Source organism: Mucilaginibacter angelicae, assembly GCF_042434235.1.
Classification (GTDB): domain Bacteria; phylum Bacteroidota; class Bacteroidia; order Sphingobacteriales; family Sphingobacteriaceae; genus Mucilaginibacter; species Mucilaginibacter angelicae.
The window spans coordinates 195925-216039 of record NZ_JBHLTS010000018.1 but is presented as its reverse complement, the minus strand read 5'-3'; the positions used below and the strand labels follow the sequence as shown (position 1 = coordinate 216039).

14 protein-coding genes are annotated in these 20115 nt (G+C 46.2%); all 14 read right to left on the bottom strand.

Translation table 11 applies throughout. From position 1 onward, the window contains the following. Positions 1-3 precede the first annotated feature (3 nt). From ACFFGT_RS07115 to ACFFGT_RS07050, 14 genes are read right to left on the bottom strand one after another with little or no spacing between them, the layout of a single operon-like run. Positions 4-4464, bottom strand: a complete 4461-nt coding sequence (locus tag ACFFGT_RS07115; RefSeq protein WP_377021821.1) for a hypothetical protein — start codon at positions 4462-4464, stop codon at positions 4-6. A gap of 18 nt (positions 4465-4482) precedes the next feature. After that, the gene (locus ACFFGT_RS07110; RefSeq protein ID WP_377021820.1) at positions 4483-7194 is read right to left on the bottom strand and encodes a contractile injection system baseplate wedge protein; all 2712 of its coding nucleotides are present in this window, start codon (positions 7192-7194) and stop codon (positions 4483-4485) included. Beyond that, on the bottom strand, positions 7191-10484 hold the full coding sequence (locus ACFFGT_RS07105) for a baseplate J/gp47 family protein (protein WP_377021819.1): 3294 nt from the start codon (positions 10482-10484) through the stop codon (positions 7191-7193). Before ACFFGT_RS07105 ends, ACFFGT_RS07110 begins: the two co-directional genes overlap by 4 nt. A gap of 9 nt (positions 10485-10493) precedes the next feature. Beyond that, on the bottom strand, positions 10494-10916 hold the full coding sequence (locus tag ACFFGT_RS07100) for a gp25 family contractile injection system sheath assembly initiator (RefSeq protein WP_377021818.1): 423 nt from the start codon (positions 10914-10916) through the stop codon (positions 10494-10496). A 3-nt stretch (positions 10917-10919) separates the two neighbouring features. Beyond that, positions 10920-11210: a PAAR domain-containing contractile injection system baseplate protein gene (locus tag ACFFGT_RS07095; RefSeq protein WP_330859102.1), complete on the bottom strand. Its 291-nt coding sequence runs from the start codon at positions 11208-11210 to the stop codon at positions 10920-10922. A 10-nt stretch (positions 11211-11220) separates the two neighbouring features. Further along, a complete protein-coding gene (gene vgrG, locus ACFFGT_RS07090; protein WP_377021817.1) occupies positions 11221-12972 on the bottom strand; it encodes a type VI secretion system tip protein VgrG in 1752 nt (583 codons plus the stop codon). Positions 12973-12978: 6 nt separating this feature from the next. Beyond that, on the bottom strand, positions 12979-13650 hold the full coding sequence (locus tag ACFFGT_RS07085) for a CIS tube protein (protein ID WP_377021816.1): 672 nt from the start codon (positions 13648-13650) through the stop codon (positions 12979-12981). Then, positions 13650-13832: a DUF5908 family protein gene (locus tag ACFFGT_RS07080; protein ID WP_377021815.1), complete on the bottom strand. Its 183-nt coding sequence runs from the start codon at positions 13830-13832 to the stop codon at positions 13650-13652. Before ACFFGT_RS07080 ends, ACFFGT_RS07085 begins: the two co-directional genes overlap by 1 nt. A 4-nt stretch (positions 13833-13836) precedes the next feature. Beyond that, on the bottom strand, positions 13837-14295 hold the full coding sequence (locus ACFFGT_RS07075; protein ID WP_114937092.1) for a phage tail protein: 459 nt from the start codon (positions 14293-14295) through the stop codon (positions 13837-13839). Positions 14296-14297: 2 nt separating this feature from the next. After that, positions 14298-14729 (bottom strand): phage tail protein, encoded by a 432-nt coding sequence (locus ACFFGT_RS07070; protein ID WP_090524162.1) that lies wholly within the window; start codon positions 14727-14729, stop codon positions 14298-14300. A gap of 34 nt (positions 14730-14763) precedes the next feature. Next, positions 14764-16779 (bottom strand): phage tail sheath C-terminal domain-containing protein, encoded by a 2016-nt coding sequence (locus ACFFGT_RS07065; protein ID WP_377021814.1) that lies wholly within the window; start codon positions 16777-16779, stop codon positions 14764-14766. Positions 16780-16790: 11 nt separating this feature from the next. Beyond that, positions 16791-18245: a contractile injection system sheath protein gene (locus ACFFGT_RS07060; protein WP_377021813.1), complete on the bottom strand. Its 1455-nt coding sequence runs from the start codon at positions 18243-18245 to the stop codon at positions 16791-16793. Between the two features lie 18 nt (positions 18246-18263). Further along, entirely contained in the window at positions 18264-19448 is a 1185-nt protein-coding gene (locus tag ACFFGT_RS07055; protein WP_377021812.1) for a hypothetical protein, read from the bottom strand. A 38-nt stretch (positions 19449-19486) separates the two neighbouring features. Continuing rightward, a complete protein-coding gene (locus ACFFGT_RS07050) occupies positions 19487-20071 on the bottom strand; it encodes a contractile injection system cap protein (RefSeq protein WP_377021811.1) in 585 nt (194 codons plus the stop codon). Between the last annotated feature and the right edge of the window lie 44 nt (positions 20072-20115).

The window sequence follows — 20115 nt, the reverse complement described above, 5'->3', positions numbered from 1 at the left end:
GCTTTATTTAACAGTGCCCGGATCAGTAGTACCCGGATCCTTTTTGATAACCTTCGGATCTATTTTAGGTGTTTCTGTAGCGGTTGTCCCAAGATCTTTTTTGATAATAGCCGGATCTATTTTGGGTGTTACAGGTGTTGCAGCCGGCGTTACCGCCGGATCAACCTTCGGTGTGGCCGCTGGTGTTACCGTAGGATTAGCTTTAATAGTAGCTGTATCCACCTTAGGCGTTACAGGTGTTGCAGCTGGCGTTACCGCCGGGTCAACCTTCGGCGTGGCCGCCGGTGTTACCGTAGGATTAGCTTTAATAGTAGTTGTATCCACTTTCGGCGTTACAGGTGTTGCAGCCGGTGTTACCGACGGGGTTACCGCGGGCGTATCTTTAACTGTAACCACCGGAGGCACAGTGGTGACTATCGGCGGAGTAGTAGCTACCGGCGGTTTGGTGGTAACTACCGGTGGTACGGTGGTAGCTACAGGCGGGGTAGTAGTAACTACTGGCGGGATGGTAGTAAGTACCGGTGTAGTTGTTTCCGGCGGCAAGTGGGTAAGTATCGGTATGGTAGTTATAGGAGGCAAAGCTACAGGCGGCGTAGGCGTAAACACGGCACGGCATTTCTCAAACTTGCCATTTACAGCCATCAGTGTAATAACCGTATTGCGGCCACGCGGAAACTGGCGCATATCAAATGTCTTAACCGGATTCACCTCCTTGCTGGTGGTATTGTCATCAAATGTCCAGAAAAAGTTGAAACTGCCGGGATTGGGTGTTTTATTGGTTAAAGTAACAGTGGCAGCGCCTTTTTCGTTGTCCATAACCACTTTGTACTCAAACAAGGTTTGCGGGTGCTCATGGATTATGATCGAGCAGTCAGCAACAGGTTTGCCGTTCACCATAAAGTCGTTGATATTAACGTCATACGGCCCTTTGGATGGATCAACAACCCACTGGCTGCCCAGCAATTTCACAGCATCGCCGGCTATTTTTGATGTAACAATACCAGTTGCAGGCTGCACAGTGGTAAAGTTTATATTACCTCCGTCCGAACAAACTTCACCGGCGGCTAACTTCAGGTCTACCGGTTCTTCAGGAATTTCCACAGTAAGTGTAACCGGTTGCGTATCTGTACAATCATGATTATTGGCTGATAGCGTAAAGTTTAGCTTACCGTCAGGGAATTTCAGGCGAAGATCGGCGTACTGGAAGGTAATATTGTCATCAGGCGTGGTAAGATTAGGGTGTACCTGGCCGTCGGGCATTGTCCATGTATAAGCAAATACGTCACCGGCTGCCTGGTTAGTGGTTGCCGACAGCTGAATAAACACTGCAAATTGTGTGGTATCACTTATTTTGGCGGCGGGCTTAACAGCCGGATGTTTAAATACGGAAATAGTACACTCTGTTGGCTGATCATTTACTGTAAATTTGATCTGTTGGCCAAATGTGCCGTCTTTAACCTTTGTTGTATCAAAATAGGTTATAGCGTCTTTTGTTACAACGGTAGTCTCAAAACCTGCCGAAGCTTTGATAACCCCATCCACAGGACTTACTTTAAATTGCAGCAGGCCTTCGTCTGAACATGCTACAGCTTTAGGCAAGCTTAACCCCACCGGCGGCTTAGGCATAATAAATGCTACCGGAGGGCAATCAGAACAGCACATATACGGCAGACAAAAATCGGCAAATACAATATCCTCGGGCACGTCCGGGTTTGCGGCCACAGCTCTTGATTTGCCAAGATCTATCGCTAAGGCCTGAGTTTTACTGATAACATCAGCCTCAATGGTTGGTGTATATTTACGGGGCGACTGTACCTGGTAATATTTTACAGCAGCGGAAATATCTTCAAAGCTGGTGTTTTTAGCGATAAATGTCATGGCATCGGTATCACTCGCAAAACCTTTTACAAACTGAGGTTCGGCCTGAAGTACTTTTAACCTATCATCGAGCGAGGCCTTGGTTGGTGGTGTTGGGGAAGGCGTAGTCATGGTCGTAGCATACACCATTACAAAAGTGCCGCCCGCCGGCACACCGGCAAGGTGCTCTAAACCGGTGTGGTTGGCAGCATAGGCCGAAAAGGTAAGCTGTTGCAGCAGCTTGGTTTTGCGGTCCTGAATTTCCTTCATGATAACAGCAAGCGCCTGGCCCGCACAGCAGTTTTCAGATAAGCGCCATAGCTGCAGCTCGTAGTCATCCTCGTACCCTTTGCGCACATAATCGGCTTTGGCAAAAATCTGCCGGCTTTTTTGGCTTGCAGATTTTACTTCATTGCAAAGGTCATCTATCCGGGCCGAAAAGTTATCTATGGTATCTTCATCTATATCAATCAGTCTGTCGGGCAGCCACTGGCTTATGTTACGGGTACCGGCTATCACACGCACCGGGATATCAACCGCTATGGCCTGTTCATACGAGCCTGTTGCCGAGGTATCAACCGTTTTACCAACAGCATCCGCATAATCCGAAATACTTATGGACGTACCCTGCCTGCGGATCTGATCAACATAATAGCCTATACTACCCTGTGCAACATTAATATTATTATCCACAGCGCTGATACCACCATTAAGCACAACTTTACTGATACTTTTGTTAATTGCAAGTCCACCGGTTACTTCCATACGGGCACCTGCGGATACATCAGCGACTTTTTCTGCCTTGGCTGCCATCCTTACTTTTGGGGCTGCTGCCTCTGGAGCCGGCGCTGGCGCTGCTGCTACCTCCTCGTTAGCAAACGACAGTTGCTGCTGAGCGGCCTGGGCCCGGATATTATTTGCCACCGAGTAACCGGTTTTGGTATCAAAGCTTGAAAAGAAATTGCTCACATCACTGTAAAGACAGTTTTGTTCGGCCTGGAAGGCTTTCAATGTGGCTTCAAGATCATTAAACTGGCAGGCGTAATCATCAATATTAATATCACTAAGGGTTACATCGCCCAGCCTTATGGTAACCACATCAAAGGGCAGGTTGGCATCCTGCCTGATCTTGTCAACGGCTGCAATAGCTTCCGTATATTTTTTGCCGATATGTCCTTCTATCCTGAAAAAATTATTGGAGTCGATTGAATAATTTAACGGATTTACCACCATATCGTTAGCCGGCGAATAAGCCCCTGCATTGTAGCCAAGAATCAGTTTATCTGTACCTTGCAGCCAGCGGCTATGGCTCCACTTTTGAGCAAGGTCAACCGGTTTACCATAATAAAACGGGATAGCCCTTGTTTCTAAAGGGTTACTGTTATCAATAGACGGCGTTACCTTCACTACGGGGTTTGCTGGCAGCGAAAACCCGCTGCTCATGATGTTCAACCTGTCCAACAGGTTAATGGCAATATTCAGCTTATCTTTATTAGCACTGATAGCCGGCGATGCATAAAATTTATGGCGATAAGGTGTTGGCTTGGCTGTTGGTGTAACATTTAAGGCCCCCAGCATAATATGTTTCGGGAAGGCATAAATATTAGGGCAGCACTGGTAAATAATATCTGAAAGTACCGCACGTAATTCATTGTACCCTGTTAGCATATCCTTGTAAAAATCATACAGGTACTGGGCCTGCATGGGGGCTGTAGCTTTACTTAAGGTAGTATTGATATTGGCTACAATGCTGGTAATGGGATAAACAGATTGCGGATCGAGCGCGAATTTGAAAGTATTGTAAAGCGATTGAACAGCGGTTGACAGACTGCCTGCCCCTGTATTTGCTATGCTTGAAAAAGCTGCCGTAAGTGCCGATGACGAGGCGGTTGTTTGCGTATTAAAAAACACCCGTTTAGCAGCCAGCACAGGGGCATCAAAATATGCATTGTAAGCGTTGAAGTATTTTTTGTAGATATCGTCATAAATAACCTCTGAGCCATTTTGTTCAATGATCTGGTTCATATCGGCCTGGGAAATGAGGAGCACTTTGGGTTTGGCCACCTGCTTGCGGCCCTGGTTATCACAATCAATAGCAGTACAGGCATCAGGGCCTTTTGAATAATATTCAAGATAAAGAAGGCCATACATTTCTGCCAAATCTTTCCCCGATTTGGCTTTGAAGTTTGAAAGTGGAAAACTATCCACCGGAAGCGAATTTTTATCATCGGGCAAAACAAGTTCCCATAAAGCCATTTGCGGTTGATCTGTACCCAACGGAAAGAAAGGAGCATATATGTATCCTTGCTCAGGCGTTGCATTAGTGTAAGCCCTAAAGTTGTTATAAGTTGTATCAGGCAGGTACAGCAAATCGCCGTCGGTAGTTACGCCACACCCGCGGCCTACCGTTATGCCATTTTGATCGCCTTTAAAACTTAAACCACAAACAAGGCCAACACCAATTAAACAGGTGCGGGTAAGGCGCTGCTGATCTTCAAAAAAATCTATAACATCATTCAACTGCTTGGCTGTAAGCACCTGGCTATCAACAAATGAGTTATATTCTAAAGTTATATCTGTAAGTTTTACTTCAGTTACTGGTGGCATGGCTTTTTCATTTAGGTTTTAACTGTTATTATTTGTGCCGCCCTGCAAATTGCCGAGGCTGGTTTTGTTCAATATTATAGGGTTGGTTTCCTGGGTATCCTCTTTGCAATCGCTTAGCTGACCCTGCTGATAAACGGTGTACAGTTTTTCAAGCAGATCGATGAATTTGCTGTTCAATACCGGATCGATAGGCGTATCAGTACTTACAGCTATATGTTTGGCAGCGAGCCATTCTTTATAAAGCGCTTCAAAACCAACCATCTGATCATGCCCGATGAAACAAATGCGCGGCAGCACATGTGCCGGAGTTTCGGTACGGATGAGCCGCTCGGCATAGGCACGGAAGGCTGTATTACGTAACCTCACGCTATACCCCGGCAGTATCACACAAATACGGAACGAGTAAGGATCAAGCGGCTCGCAGTAAACCCCGTTAGGGTCGAGGCAAACCGGCATAAACTGGTGATGGGTGCTATCATCGCCGGTATAATCAAATGGCGGGCGCAGCAGGATGTTTTCAATCACGTACATGCCCTCCATCTTGAAATCGTTTTGCATAAATTTGATGATAAACGCTATTTCGGTTTCAATAGCGGCAGGGCTAAACTCCATATCATTATGGGTAAGCAATGTACCCGCGGAGTTAGCTATGTTATACACATACTTACCCGCAGTTGCCCCTGGACTTAAGCGATAATTTTCCCTGTCACAAGCCAGTACAGACACCAGGCCAAGGTCTTCATAAGCATCAATCTCTTTTGAAAAATTTGCATTGCCTTTAAATTTAACTATACCGAGCTGCGATATTGTCCAGTTGTAATGCAGGGCATCAGCCTTAAACAAAAGGTAATCCTCAACGCTTAGCTGCTGCATTTTATAGTTGGAGAAGCCAAGCAGCATGGAGATCCGCTTTTCCATACCCGATACATTCACCATTTGCTGATCGGCAGTTTTGGCATTGTATAAATCCATCCCGCTTCCCCGGCAAATACTCATCTGGTCATAATCTTTTAAAAACTTAACCTTATGCCTGATGATATTGCGCTGGTAATCCTCCCCATAAATGCGGTACATTAAAAACACGTACTCGTTAAACTGCTCGGCAAAACGGGCCAGCAAATGATCAAGAAATTTATTTTTCCGCTCGGGATAATTATCCTGCCCGGTTTCCTTAATTACATCATCAACCGTTTGCTCCCACTGGGCAAAACCATCCAAAAGCTTTTCCGCATCGCGGATACTGTTCACCGTATTGCTGAAATAGGTTTTACGAATGCTGTCATCGGCAGTGAGCAGTACCCTGGCGTTTGAAAGCTGGGCAAAGTAATTGGCCAGCACCTGGTCGTAAAACAACAGATATCCTTTAAGCTGTAAAGCCAGCGAACGTTGTTCGGTCGTGGCAGTATCGGGCAAACCCAGCGGTGAGATCCCATAGTTTTCGGGAAACTGGTTTTGCAGGGTTTCATAGTGGGCTATATCACGGTAATCGCCTTCGGGCACCGGCAGGTCGACTATCTTTTTGGCCTCTACATTATCCTGCCAGTCTTTACGGAGCTGGTTAAGATCCTTCTGCGCTTCTGTTTTTTTCAGTTCAATGGGCACCACATCTTTATAAAATGTGAATGACGAATTGGTTTCACACAAAACCGGCTTATGGCCATCCTGCACGCAAAGCAACCATTCGTTTGATTTATAGATCTTGTCGGCGACTTCGCTCTGTGGCGCGGTACATCCGCAAAATCCAAAGGAAATGCGTTTTACCAGCCGCACACCATCAATTTCCATGATGATGCGGTACAGATCAGACAAACGGACCTGCGTACGTAATTGCGACGCTGCAAGCTCGGCCGGAATGATGAACCCTTGTTTGGCAAACTTGGCATCAATACCCTGCAGGCTTTCAAAATCAAGTACCGGGCCTTCAAAAATCTCGTCGGGCTGCATGCCTTTGTCAAGCAGTTCCTGAAGCAGGTAGAAGGTAATATCGGGCGTAAGGTATTGCTCTATATTAAACATGATCTTAGCCCAGATCATTTCAGGATCGGCCTGGGGCTGCAGTTCAATTTCGGCGCATATAACTATCTCCTGATTTTCAACCGCTTTTACCTGGTCAAGATCCTCACACAGCTCGCGGAAGTAATGGTATACCGATTTTATTTGTTTGATGATATCATCCTGCCTGACTTTGATCTTGGCGGCATCGTTCTCCAGTTCAGGAAAGTCCTCAAAATCTATCAGGATATCGTTTATCCCCTTTAAATCAAATTTAACCTCTTTACCTGTTTGGGCATTTTCTCCCGTTTTTGCATAACGCAGCAAGGGTTTACCATCAGGCTGTTTATAGTTGGCTATAATGCTGTGGGGCGATTTTTTGATCCAGGCATTTCGTACACCATCTATCCTAACAAACAGCTGGCGGTAATCATCGGGCGTAACCGGGTAGGTGGGCAGTATCTTTATGGCAGATAAAAACTGCTCATGCATACTGGTGGTATTGTCATGATCAACCGCTAAAATATTTTCGACAGGAAGGGTTATGCGATAGTTAAGATCAGTAAGCGCATAGCAAAGCATCTCGAGCGTAGTAATGCCCGGATCATGTTCGTTATAATCCGTCCAGATGGCGCTGGCCAGGTCGCGGATATGCTGCATGCCTTCGGTGCGCAAAGCATTGTACTCGGGCCCAAGGCTGGTATCAATTTGTTTCGGTATGGTTAACTGATCAATCATGGGCATGTAGGTATGGTTTTGGTATCAATTAAATGTTGCTTTGCCGATACAAGGATGGCCTTTGAATTGCCTGCCTCCAAAACATCGGGGTTTGCGGGCCCCGATGCTGTGAAGTACATCTTAAAATCAGTTATATAATCAACATAAGGTAGCTCTTCAATAAAGCGGATCACCACGCTTTTGTACAGGATGCCGCCAAAATCAATATCTGCATTACGGTTAAATGCCCAGGGCGACAGGTAATTGATCACATCGGTATTCAGTTTGGCGGCGTACAGGTTTTCATCAAAGCCGAAGTAAAACTTCACCTTAAAATCAAGGATCACTTCCTCGTAATCGGGGTTAATGGCCAGCAGGTCAACATGCATGGAGTTTAAACCAGCCAGGTATTTGGTAATCTCGCTCAGGGTATTTTTGCTTACCCTGGGCTTAAACGGATCAAAACTGATCTGGTTGCGAATATCGGGGATAGCCACCACCCTTACGCTGCCCGGGGCTACTTCAATGTCATCGTTAGTGTGGTTAAGGCATTTAACCCTGAACACCTGTGGAAATTGCGCCATTACCAAATGCTCATAATCCCAAATAGTAATTGCCCTGTGCTTATGCCTTAAGCGTTCGCTCACCCTAAGGCGGAAAGCGCTGTCATCCTCGGGCAGTAAACCGCCAAACGAAGCATATGGCTGGGTAATTGATTTGATTTGCGGCAGCCTGTCAACCAGTTTGCTGATGGTACCTGCGGCTAAGCCTGTTTCGAGGTGCGAAAGCTCATTGTCATTATCGGCAAATTCGGCCTCCGCTGCCTGGATATGCACGTTAATGAACTTACAAACCGAATCGATTGTTACCGCTGTTGGCAGCTCAACCCCAAGCCAGGTAAGGCTTTGGTTGAGGAATGTATTATTGGTAGTGGCTCCGTCGGGAATCAAAAATTTGATAATTCCGGAGCGTAAAAAATCGTTGGTATCATCGCTGATGATATTGCTTTTATCCAAAGCAAGCCATTCGTTGCCGGATAAGTAATACCATTTGGGCTGAACAGTATCGGAAAATGAAGGAGCAAGTGCATCTTCGCTGCCTTCGGCCACCTGGAAAAGGATACTGGCTACCGATCCCGTCAGAATACCTGCAATACCAATGTAAAAAGCTGCCAGATCAGGCGCTTGCGGTATGGCTGTAATATTACCATCAATAAGGCCATGGAATTGTTTTTTGAGGAAAGCATGCTGTTCGGCCTGGCCAAACGGAGTTTCGTGAAAAAACTGAACGTTATGGTTCACATAATCAGCCAGCAGATCGGCATTATTGTTACTGGCTGTAAGTTTATCAATATCGTTTTTAGCAAACGCTTTATAATCAATAGTAATAGAACCCACTTCGGGGGTATAAGGCACCGATGGTATAATTGCTACCCCATCTTTTTTAATCATAGCGGCTGCGAATAACTTAGGATACTCACTATGCAAAAAATCGCGGTCTAAATTGATACGGATGTAGTTGTCCTTAACCCCGGCCGAAAAATTTTCGGTTTGTGTTTGTACTTGTGTAGCAGTTTGCTGAAAGCCTATAAACCCCAGTGTAGGAAAAAAGAACTGCATTGGTTGAACATATTGTTGTACAAGAGCTTTTTCGGCTTGTACGCCCCTCCCGTAATTAAACGCTCCGGATACATTAAAGTAAAGATATTGATTAACAAAATTGGGAGCCTGGTTTACAGGCTGAGGTACCCCATCCGGTTTTAATGTAAAAGAAGGATCGAGTATATCAATAGGGCTTCCACCTCCCTTAGGAAACCAATCCCCATCTTTTATGTACGAAACCTTGGCCGTAAAGCTTTTCTTATCTTGTATAACCCGCCCGCCAAATTCATCTGCACCCGAAGTGGCAATGATGTTATAAGTACCTGGCGTAAAAGACGGACTTACGAAACTTGCACGGTAAGCATTATAATAATCTTCTATTGGCTCTGGTACACCTTTCCAGTTAATCTGAGGGGTGATCTCAGTCCATTGTTTTTGAAAAATCTCAGTATTACCAATATATAGGTTTGAATGAATTTTGGGTACAGCTCCAAAAGCAAAAAATGGTTTTGACGGATCCAATTTGCCATTATCATTTTCAATGGCCAGGTTTTTCATGCCTGTTACCACAACATCTATCCGCACATCATCAAGCCTGGCCTTACTTAAGGCCTGGTAAACAGGATAAGCATTGTCCTGCACATTCATTAACAAGCGGATAACCGGAAAGTCGGTTTTATAATTCTCTTTATGGATAACCTGATCATACGGCACTATAGCCTTAGCTTTAAGCGGTACATTTACGGTGATAACCAATTGCTGCTGATTAAGTTTAAAGGGATCTGTTGGAGAAAAATCAGCCTGAAGCCACTCCTTTTCTGATGTTAAAAAAACTTTAAACAGTTGCTTAAGTATAGTAGGATCAACGGGATCAAGCCCGGTAAAGTCAAGTGTTAAGGTTATAGTACGGTCGCCTTCGCTCAGGAGCAATACTTTTGATGCAAAAGCAAAACCCATAGATGCTGTTGGCCAGCTTTTACTACCAAAAGGGTTCCATTTAGGCACCTCATCCTTAAAAGGCGTACCCAAACCATCGGCCGAAAAAGTAACATCAGCGTAAGCAACTTTTTTATCTGCTGCCGATTGGTACCAGCTTTTCATGGCTGCTATGGTGGCGCTGTTTACGGCAAGTTCGCTGTTGGTTTTAAAAACAACCGGCTTAGGCTTGATGCTTTTATCCTTACCGGCATCAAGCGCTGTGTCCTGCGGCAGTAAAAAGCCGGTGAGGTTACGGGCCAGTTCAAATATTACGTGTACCTTATCGGGTACTTCGGGGCGGTTGCGCAATTGCAATACCCGCTTAAAGTAAAAATCAAGATGACGGCCGGTAAACTGGTTCAAAGCATCTTCCGAGTGCTGCAGCAGCATAATGAAACACATGAACAGCGCCAGGTGCGGCTCTACATCGCTTTTAATGCTTGAGTCGGGAAAGCCCAAACCTGCGTTTTGCATTTTCACCTCAACCTGCTTCAAAAAATCCTGCAGCGCTTTTTTATCCTGGATGAAAAACGGCTTCCAGTCACCTTGCGGGTAGTTGCTGTCTTTAAGGGTATAGTAGTTTATTTTATCGGCATAAGCAGCCGCGAACGTCAGCCAGTCTTCCATGCCCAATTCCTCAATTGGGGCGTAGGCTGGGTCAAGCGCTTTCAGGAAGCGCTGTGACTGGCTTGAGCCATCACGTTGAAGCGGATTTTTATCGTTACAGGCCATGGTTAGTGGTTATTGGTTGGTAGTTATGCTGGTAATGTCATTTTTATAAAAAGGGAACACATAGTTGTACCTTGAATTGGTGGTACGCACCGTGTAGTTAAGCTTAATGAGCAAAATCCCTTCGTTATCCATACTGCTGTCAACCTCAGTGCTGTTAAGCGTTATCCTGGGTTCAAAGTACAGCACGGATGTTTCAATCAAATCTTTGATATAGGTTTTGAGCGTTAGGTTAACAGCCTCAAAAACTATTTTTTGCAAATCGCACCCAAAGGTTGGCTGCATAATGCGCTCGCCCAGCCGGGTGGTGAACAGTATGCCCAAACTGCTTTCTATGTCAGCCTCGTCGGTAAGCATTTCAACTTTACCGGCAGCCTTGTCAAAGCTTGGCGGGAAACTCCATCCCCTGCCTATAAAAGGTATTTTTGGTTCCATTGATCAGCCTCCGATTATTACTGTTGGGCAGCCTAACACTATCGATCCGCCATGGGCTGTGCTATCGCCCATGCGGGCGGCGGGTTTCCCCCCTATCAGCACCGTTGCCGAGCCCATGATTATAGAATCGGGCGGACCGGCGCAGGTACACATATCGCCCACACATACTGCAGGCATACCGCCAATGAGCACTGTTGGTACTCCCGGCCCTATTACCGGCCCGCCTACATGAGGCACAAGGGCTGTAAACATAGGGCATACGTGCATATCGCCTATCCGTGCTGCTGCTGCCATTTTTTTGTTATTAATTTATTTGTACAATTGAGCCTTTAAGCGCTGCAGTACCGCTTGATTTTACTTCCACACTGGCCGATCCCTCGGCCGAAAGAGCGGTATTGGCTTTCAGGCTCAGGTTCATCCCCTCGGCATTAAAATCCTGCTGGGCTTTAAGCACCAGCTTACCCTGGGTTTCGATGGTAATACCATCACTATTCATTTTTATCGAGTTATTATTCTCATCCTTTAACTCTATTGCCCCGGCATCCTCATCCATGGTTATCTTTTTCCCGGCAGGTGTTTCAATGGTTACCGATTTTTTATCGTCATCAAAAATCAGCTTCATTTTACTGCGGGTTACAAAGCCCTTTTGGTTGTTGGCATCGGCGGCAGTTAATGGTGCAGTTTTATTGCTGCTGTTAAGCATGCCCAGCACCACCGGTTTACGCGGGTCGCTGTTTAAAAAACCAACTACTACTTCGTCGCCCACTTCGGGCAAAAAGAAACTTCCGCGGTCCTTACCGGCATCCAGGGTGGCTACGCGTGCCCAGATCCCCTGATCATCAGGGCTGATCACCGGCATGCGTACCAGGATCCGGCATTCACCGTCGGGGTCGCTTTCCAGCTGGGTTACCACCCCTATCTGCAATCCCGGAACTGCCTGGATAAGTGCAGAAGCCGGTTTTATACTGGTTTCAAACTTTTCGGTAAACCATTGCGGGTCCAAACCAAATTGTACTTCCAGTTGCCAGTCGCCGGCAGAGATGTGATGCTGAATGTGGCTTACAAAAGTATTGCCGTTAAACCTATCGCTCAGGTTACTGAGCTTAATGATCATACCCGGCTTAACCGTATGGATGCCTTTAAACTTTACCCTGCCCCGCACTTTTGAAAGCACTTGTTTTTGCTTGAGAGACGTTGCCCAGGCCTGCAATTCGGGCTGCGAAAGCTTACCGCCATGATTGAGGTGGAAGTTACTTTCGTTAAACACCCCTGCCAGGTCATCAGAACTCAGGTTGCCGTTCAGTTCGCCCGAAGGCGGATTGGCATCAACCTTTTCAATTTCCTGCGATGCCGGGTTCCAGGTGCGACCGGTTATAGATGGGAACTGAATGCGTGAATCAATCTCGGCATCCAGCTCCAGCATGGTAGCGCCAAATGACAGCTCCACAACCGCGGTGCCGCTTATTTCCGGTTTTTTAATGGATAAGGTATTATCATCGGTATAAACCAGCATCCCGTTCAATTCGGCCCGGCCGGTTATGAAATCCCAGTCGGTAGCCTCATATTGTACCAAATCGCTGGTAGTGATGTTCATATCGGCAACATCGGCAGTTAAACCGCTGTAGGTACCCGCAAGAGTGGTTATTGCATCGCTATCCTTAATATTATCGCCAAAGTATTTACTATGGCGGGCAAGTGTCATGGCTATGGCCTTATCACGGCATTCAATAACCAACTGTGAACCACTGTTGCGCAGCTTGATGCTATGCTTGATAACCACACCTTTAAACAGTGTGTAGTTGTCCGATTCGTACCCACAAAGGATCTCAATGTTTTTTCCCGGTATAAATAGGTCGCCGTTGCTGGCATCAAACTTTTGGGCCGAGGTATCGCCATCAATGATCACCAGTTTGGCGGCAGCTATCCTGTTTACCCCTTTATCAATTACCATAGCCTCCACCTGCATGGTGCGCGGGATCTCGGTACCCTCAATTTTTACAATTGGGGTAACTACGGTACCTGGCCGGGTGGTTTCTATGGTGCGGCTATCTGCCATGATCTATTACTGGTTTAATGGTGGAAACTTGATTTTTGTGCCTGTTTTAAGGTACCTGAAATCGTTAAGGCTGTTGGCCTGGGCTACTTCGATGTAATACTTTGAATCGCCGTAGATCTGGTAGCAGAGCAACGGCAGCGTATCACCTTCATTGATCACCCTTACTTTGGTTAAATCGGGCGACTGTGCATTTTCTTTGGCAACCCGCTTTTTATCCTCAACCGAGCCAATGAACGAGGCTTTTACAATAGCCCTAAGCGGACGGCCCTGGCTATCAAACAGTTTGTAGCTGATATCCATGGTTTCCAAAGCCCCGTCAAACTGGAGCGTTCCCCAATAGATGCTTACAAACCTTGGCCGGTGCTTATCGCCCTGGTATTCAATGATGAGCTTTTGCAGGTTATCGATATCCTCGTCAACCCCTAACTCACCGGCTGTAGCGCCGTTGATAACCCCGGTACGATCAAACATCAGCTCGAAATCCATCTTCTGCGGCTCAATCTTGGAAAACTTGGGCAACTTGCCCGATGTTCCCTGTGCCTGCTTATCAGAATACTTGATCTCGATCTTCTGGCTGTAGCTTTCGGGGTTCACCTGCACCATCATGGAGCCTTCCTCGTTTTTGCTCTTCGGATCGGACCAGGCCACGATCTTCATTTTGGTTACATTATCGGCCATCAGCGTTCGTTTTTATTTTTCAAAATCTCCAATATCTGCTCCACGCATTCGGCAATGATCTCGTCCTTACCACCGCCTCCTCCGCCACTACCGCCCCCACCTCCTGCGGGCTTTGAATCCTGTTCGGCCGGGCTTTGGTTTACGCTCACGCGGATATTCAATTCTCTGATCTCAATTGGCATAACATCAGGTTTGAAGGGTGTAATACTGGTATTGCAGCTCAAAACTTTCAATAGCAATGCTGTTTTGCTCGGCATTCAAATCGCTCAGACTCCATTTTTTGGGCCAGGCCTGCACTACATTCCAGGTTAAAAGCGGGTCATGTTCTTCGTTAAGCAGGCTTACGGTAAGGTCTTTAGGTTCGATAATAAAATTATTGAACACGTTATTACACCAATCCATCAGCAGTTTTGATTCGGTAATAAGCCCGCGTTTCAGCACCAGTGCCGGAAACTTAGCCCTTACCGGCAGCGCATGTTCAAAACGGTTTTCGCCACCTTCCTTTTTGGATTCTGTTTCCATTTCCATAGAAAGGCCTGATACGTTCTGGAACCGGCTGTCGATATCCTCATCGCCAATGCCCGTAAACACCACCTTAAAGTGAAAACCTAAAGGCGGATAACCCGATTTAGCGTCGAAGGCCATAATTAGCCGTTTTTGATGGTTAAACCTTCGTGTGCAACCTCAAGTGTTTCAATGGCTGCTTCGTTGGCATCAGCCTTCAAATCGGCCGACTGGATCTTAACCGGGAAGGCATTTTTAACCGACCAGGTAACTACCGGCTGATGCTCTTCATTAAGCAGGTTGATGGTAAGGTCGCGCCGATCGATCTGGTTAAGTTTTACGGTGTTCATCCAATCATAAAACTCGTTATCATTAGCAAATGTGCCGCGTTTTAGGGTGATATTACCGTATTTGCGCATGCCGGGCATTTTTACCTTGTTGTATTCCTTGCTGCTCCCTTCGCGGTATTCAACCACTTCGGTTTCAATCTGTAAGCCGGTTACTTCGGTAAAACCGATGCGTGTGCCACCCCAGTCAACCTGGAAATGGAATTTGGGTAGAGGATAATTTGCCATTTTATTTGTTTTAAATGAAATTCAATTGATTTAGTTAACTCTCCTGCATTTTATGTGAGAAGCGGAGGATGATGAACTCGGCAGGCCTTACTACAGCCATACCAATTTCAACTATCATGCGGCCTTCCAAAATGTCAAGCGCAGTCATGGTTTCGTTAAGGCCAACGTGTACAAAAAACGCGTCTTCGGGTTTAGCGCCCTGTAAGGCACCGGCACGCCATTGCAGCGTTAAAAAGTTTTGGATCATTACCCTGACTTTTGTCCAGGTGTTGGCATCGTTATTTTCAAATACAAAAGGATAAGTAGCCTTTTTAACCGATTCTTCAACCATGATAAAGAAACGCCTCACCGGGATGTAGCGCCATTCGTTATCATTACCTGTTAAAGTACGCGCTCCCCAAACCAAAGTACCCCGGCCTGCAAAAGCCCTGATAGCATTGATTGATTTACCGGTTGCGGTAACGTTCATATCGTCCTGATCGCTGTTGTCAATTTTTACAACAGGGCCAATTACGTTGTTAAGGCTCACATTGGCAGGTGCTTTCCAAACGCCTCGGGTACCATCAACATTGGCATAAACCCCTGCAATTGCTCCCGATGGCGGAATAGTGCTCATTTTAAGCGTTACTGCTGAGTTTGCAGCACCAAAAAATACATTGCCCGAAAACAGCGCCTGCTCGGCCAGGTTTTCATAAAACAAGGCACCGTTTATTAATGCGCCCAAACCTGTTAAAATTGTGGCAACGGTATCCTGCAATGCCTGAACAATTGAAAGTGCCCCGGCTGCATCTTTGGTAAAATTATCGGCATTAGCTACTATTGCTGCGTAGGTTCTGTTTGTTGGTGGATTAGTCGATGTATCAAGTAACCACAGTGTATTGTCAAGCACCGAATACACGGGGGCGGGATTGCGGCCGGCAGTTGTATTGGCGCTTACTTTGGCATTTTTTTCATAGGCTATCAGTTTAGCAATAGCAGCTACAAGTTTTGGATCTTTACTTAGCGCATCAATATCGTTACCATACAGCGCGCCAACGGCGGGTGCATCTTTAGCCTTTTTACCCGCTGTAACAATTGCCGCCAACAAGTCAAGGTAACCGGTTAGCTGCACATCGGGTGTTACGTTTTGGGCAATGTTGTTTGCCAGCGTTGTTAACTTAGCCTTTACCGCATCAGTGCCGGTTACCCTCAGGGCTGTTGCATCTGCAGCAGCGCTAAAAACAGACCCTATTACTTTATCAGTATCCTTTATGGCATTTTGCAGGTTGGTTACCAGCGCCTTTTCATCAGTGCTTTTTGAAAAGCCATCGTAGTTGGTGATCTTGACTGACGGAGCTGCATTATTCCAAAACTCCAGCTGCCTGAAATCAACATTAACATCGTAGCTTGTTATGATCCAGGGATAATAAGCCGCGCCATAGTTGAGGTTATTGATCCCTATGGAGCTCCGGAAATTATCAATAGGCTTATTGCTAACATCCTGCCTTTTATCGCCCTGCAATACATCAAGTATGGTAAACCTGTCCTGCATGGTGGCACACAGGCCTAATGCTTTGGTTTGCAAATTGCTGAAGGCAACCAAATCGGGGTTACCGCCGCTTACCAGCTCAACCGCATCGGGGAACAGGATCAGCGTAGGCTCATCCTCGGCCGACAGGGTATCAATACCACCTGCTATAGGCGGCGCTGTTACTGCGGCCGAGAAATTTCCAACCGAAACGATATAGCATGGCCCGCCTCCATTATCAAAGTACTGCCTGAGCGATACGTAAAGGTGGAAACGTTTATCGGGCACAACACTCAGGATTTGATTTGTGGCTGGGTTAACGGTAACTTTAACAGTTGCCGGCACATAGCCGCCGCCAAATAAGCTTTCAAACTCCAGCAACGATTTTATACGGCTTGGTACGTTTACTAACGATTTACCTTCGGGGGTTAATGCAAAGGCCGTAAAACCAATAAAGGCAGGTATAGCGGTTTCAACCTGGGCAACTGATGGCGGAAACAGTGCAATTTCCTGCACGTAAACTCCGGGTGTTTTATAAGCCATGATTAATTGATTTAAGATTGAACCATTTTATGACTGAAACGAAGGATGATGAACTCGGCCGGACGAACCACAGCCATGCCCACCTCAACAATGAGCCTGCCTTCCAGTATATCAAGTGAGGTCATGGTTTCGCCAAGGCCAACGTGTACAAAGAAAGCATCCTCAGGTTTCGCTCCCTGTAAAGCACCTGCACGCCATTGCAGTATTAAGAAGTTGGCTATCATACCACGCACCTTAGCCCAGGTATTGCCATCATTTGGCTCAAATACAAAGGGTTGAGTGGAGTTTTTGACAGATTCTTCAACCATGTTAAAGAAACGCCTTACCGATATGTAGCGCCATTCGTTGTCATTACCTGCCAGCGTACGCGCTCCCCAAACCAATACACCTTTGCCCGAAAATGCCCTGATAGCATTTACCGATTTACCGGTGCTGGTAACGTTCATATCTTCCTGGTCGGCATCATCAATTTTAACCATTGGGGCCGCTACCAGGTTGAGGCTCACATTTGCCGGTGCTTTCCAAACACCGCGGGTATTGTCAACAGAGGCGTACACACCTGCTATTGCAGCTGCCGGAGGCAAAATAACCGAGAACAGGCCGGTTTGCTGTTTAATATAGTTATACAGATCACTGTTTATATGATAGATAGAATTGGCCGTGTTCTTGTCATCGCGCAAAACGGCAGTGGCCGGAAAATCCGTTGCAGTAACGCCTGTGCCAGTAACAATCAGCTGTTTGCTTTCATCGCTGAAATAATTGATGCTGGTTTGCAGCCATGGATAATATGCAGCACCGTAACTAAGGTTATTAACCCCGATAGCAGTACGGAATGCGGTTGCGATATCGCCAAACGCTTTTTTTCCTTTATCGGCAACTGCCACATAAGGGTCAATAAGTACTACCCTATCCTGTAAAAAGGCCGCCTGGGCTAATGCAGCTGTAAATAAGCCATAATAATCTGCAGGGGCGGTAAGGGTTACAGCATCGGTAAATAGCAGGATGGTTGGCTCATCTTCTTTTTGAACCGCGGCAAGCGCATTGGTAAGCAAGGTTTTGTCAACTGCCACAGCCGCACCAGTTTGCCCGGCCGAAACAATGTAACAAGGGCCGCCGCCATTGGCAAAGTAAAGCTGCAGGCAATAATACATCCTGAATTTCAGGACCGCATAAGGATCATCAACTGCGGCATCAAATGAAAATACACCGGCCGCTTTTTTGATCTTGATACCGGTTGCTGTTCCGGTAGTGGTGAACAAAGTATTTTCGGCAAAGCCAAAGATCTGCTCATACTCTTTAAGCGATTTGATCCTGACAGGGTTGTTCTGCAGCGATGCCCCGTTATAGCTAATATTTTGTGTGTAGCCTATAAAGGCCGGGATAGCCGTTTCAACCTCGGCTACCGATGGAGGTAGGAGCGGAATTTCTTCCACGTAAACACCCGGAGTTTTGTATGTTGTTGCCATATTACTGTTTTTTACTTCCTAAAAAAATATGTCTGAAAAAATCTGATTGGTTTCTGGTTTAATTAGCGATGCCGTAGCATTGGGCAGATCAACGGTAGTAGGTTTATTATTTTTGTCGTTTACTTTTACCGATATAAAACCCTGCCTGGTAAGCGGCAATGCATTGGCACTTACCGATGCTGCACCAAAGGCTGGGCCTATGTACCGCCAGTAAGTTGCCCGGTTTTTAAACCGCAAACTAAATACCGGCGCTTTCAGCGTAGTATCTGCCTGTAACAGGTTATAAGCAGCCCCGCTTGTTTTAACACAGATATCAATAAAAGCCCAGGCCGATGCATCCATGCTATAGTAAAACGGAAAATCATCGGTATAACCCGTATCGGCCAGGTGAGCTGTGTATAAACCTTCCGGCAAGCTTCCCATATCGGCCTTTATGATATTCAAGGGGCCTGTTTCCATACTGGTAAGCACATTTATCACGTTTCCGGCCCGATCTTTTATAGTAAGCACAGGAGCTTTGCCTGCCACTGTTACCTGGTAGGTAAATATGCGCCCGCACTGACGGATCAGATCGTTACTGCTTGCATAAGCCAAAGGTTTTCCGCCTACCAGCGGGTCGGTGATCCAGTTACCTGCAGGTGTGGCTGCAACCGTAGGGTTAAGGCTATTTTTTTGCTGGGCGATGAATAATTTGGTTGGCGCGGCCTGGTTATCAGCCAGCATATCGCCCGGGTAATAACTGGTAGCGGCTTTGTATACATTAGGTGTGGCAGTTAAAAAAGGGGCCACACGCGGCGAATACGAAGGATCGTTGGTAAAAAAGTACACCATACCATCCGGTGCTTTTAAAGGCAGCGAACTGTAGTTGGCAAAAAGCCCGTCATTAATGGCTACACTAAAACTAAATACAGTGCTATCTGCCGGTACTATCTGCGGCTGCTCCTTGGTGCCGTTTAAAGTGTACGGGATGCCGGTGATAATGCCTGTTTCTATTTGTTTATAAACTATGTGCAACCCTGCAAACTTTGCCCTGGTAGCTTTGGTAGGCGTTACGCTCATGAAATTGCCTATATCATAACGCTCCAGCATAGCCAGGCGCGCATCCGCACTAAGCGTGTCAAAAAGCGTGGCACCGTCATCCAGGTGATAATGATGACTGATGGCAATCTCAAATAGCGTTTCGTAGTTCAGGTCAAGTACCATCGGGTTATAATTTATAGGTTAATCGCCCGCACTAATCGTTAACTCAGTTTATCGCTCAGTTCTATCTTTTTAATAATGCCGCGTGTTTCGGTCACATTGTCGCGCAGTATTTCAATCAGGCGAACGCGGTACAGTACATATGGAAATTGTTTGCCGCCCAGCGTGCTCCACAGGTAATTGGCCTGCTCAAATGTGGGCGAGTAGATATCAAGTATGAGGCGAAAATCGCCGAGACCAACTTTTGTAGTCGGGCTGTTTTGTTTGGTAAAAGTGTTCTTCCCCTGAAAAAACTCAACTATATATGACAGGAAGATCAGTGATTTTTCATAGGATGAATGAAGACAGGCCGAAAACAAAACATACAGGTTAAGGTACATGGGTGCGTTACGATAGTTAATATCATCGCCGTTGCGCACATAATTGGGTATGTTTTTCATGGTAAACTCTTCGGAAATATTTACCAGTGTTACCAGAACATTTTCAAGCCCCTTGATCTCGTCATCGCTCAGGTGGGCTACATTTTTAAGCTGGGTAAAACTTGAACTGAGCCCGCTGTTGCCATCGGTTGTTTTGAAGTAGTTGTTCAACTGCTCAGTTAAAAAACTTAAGGTCTGGTAAATCATGATAATTAGATGTTTATAGGTGGTTGCAGTTTGGCTGCTGATGT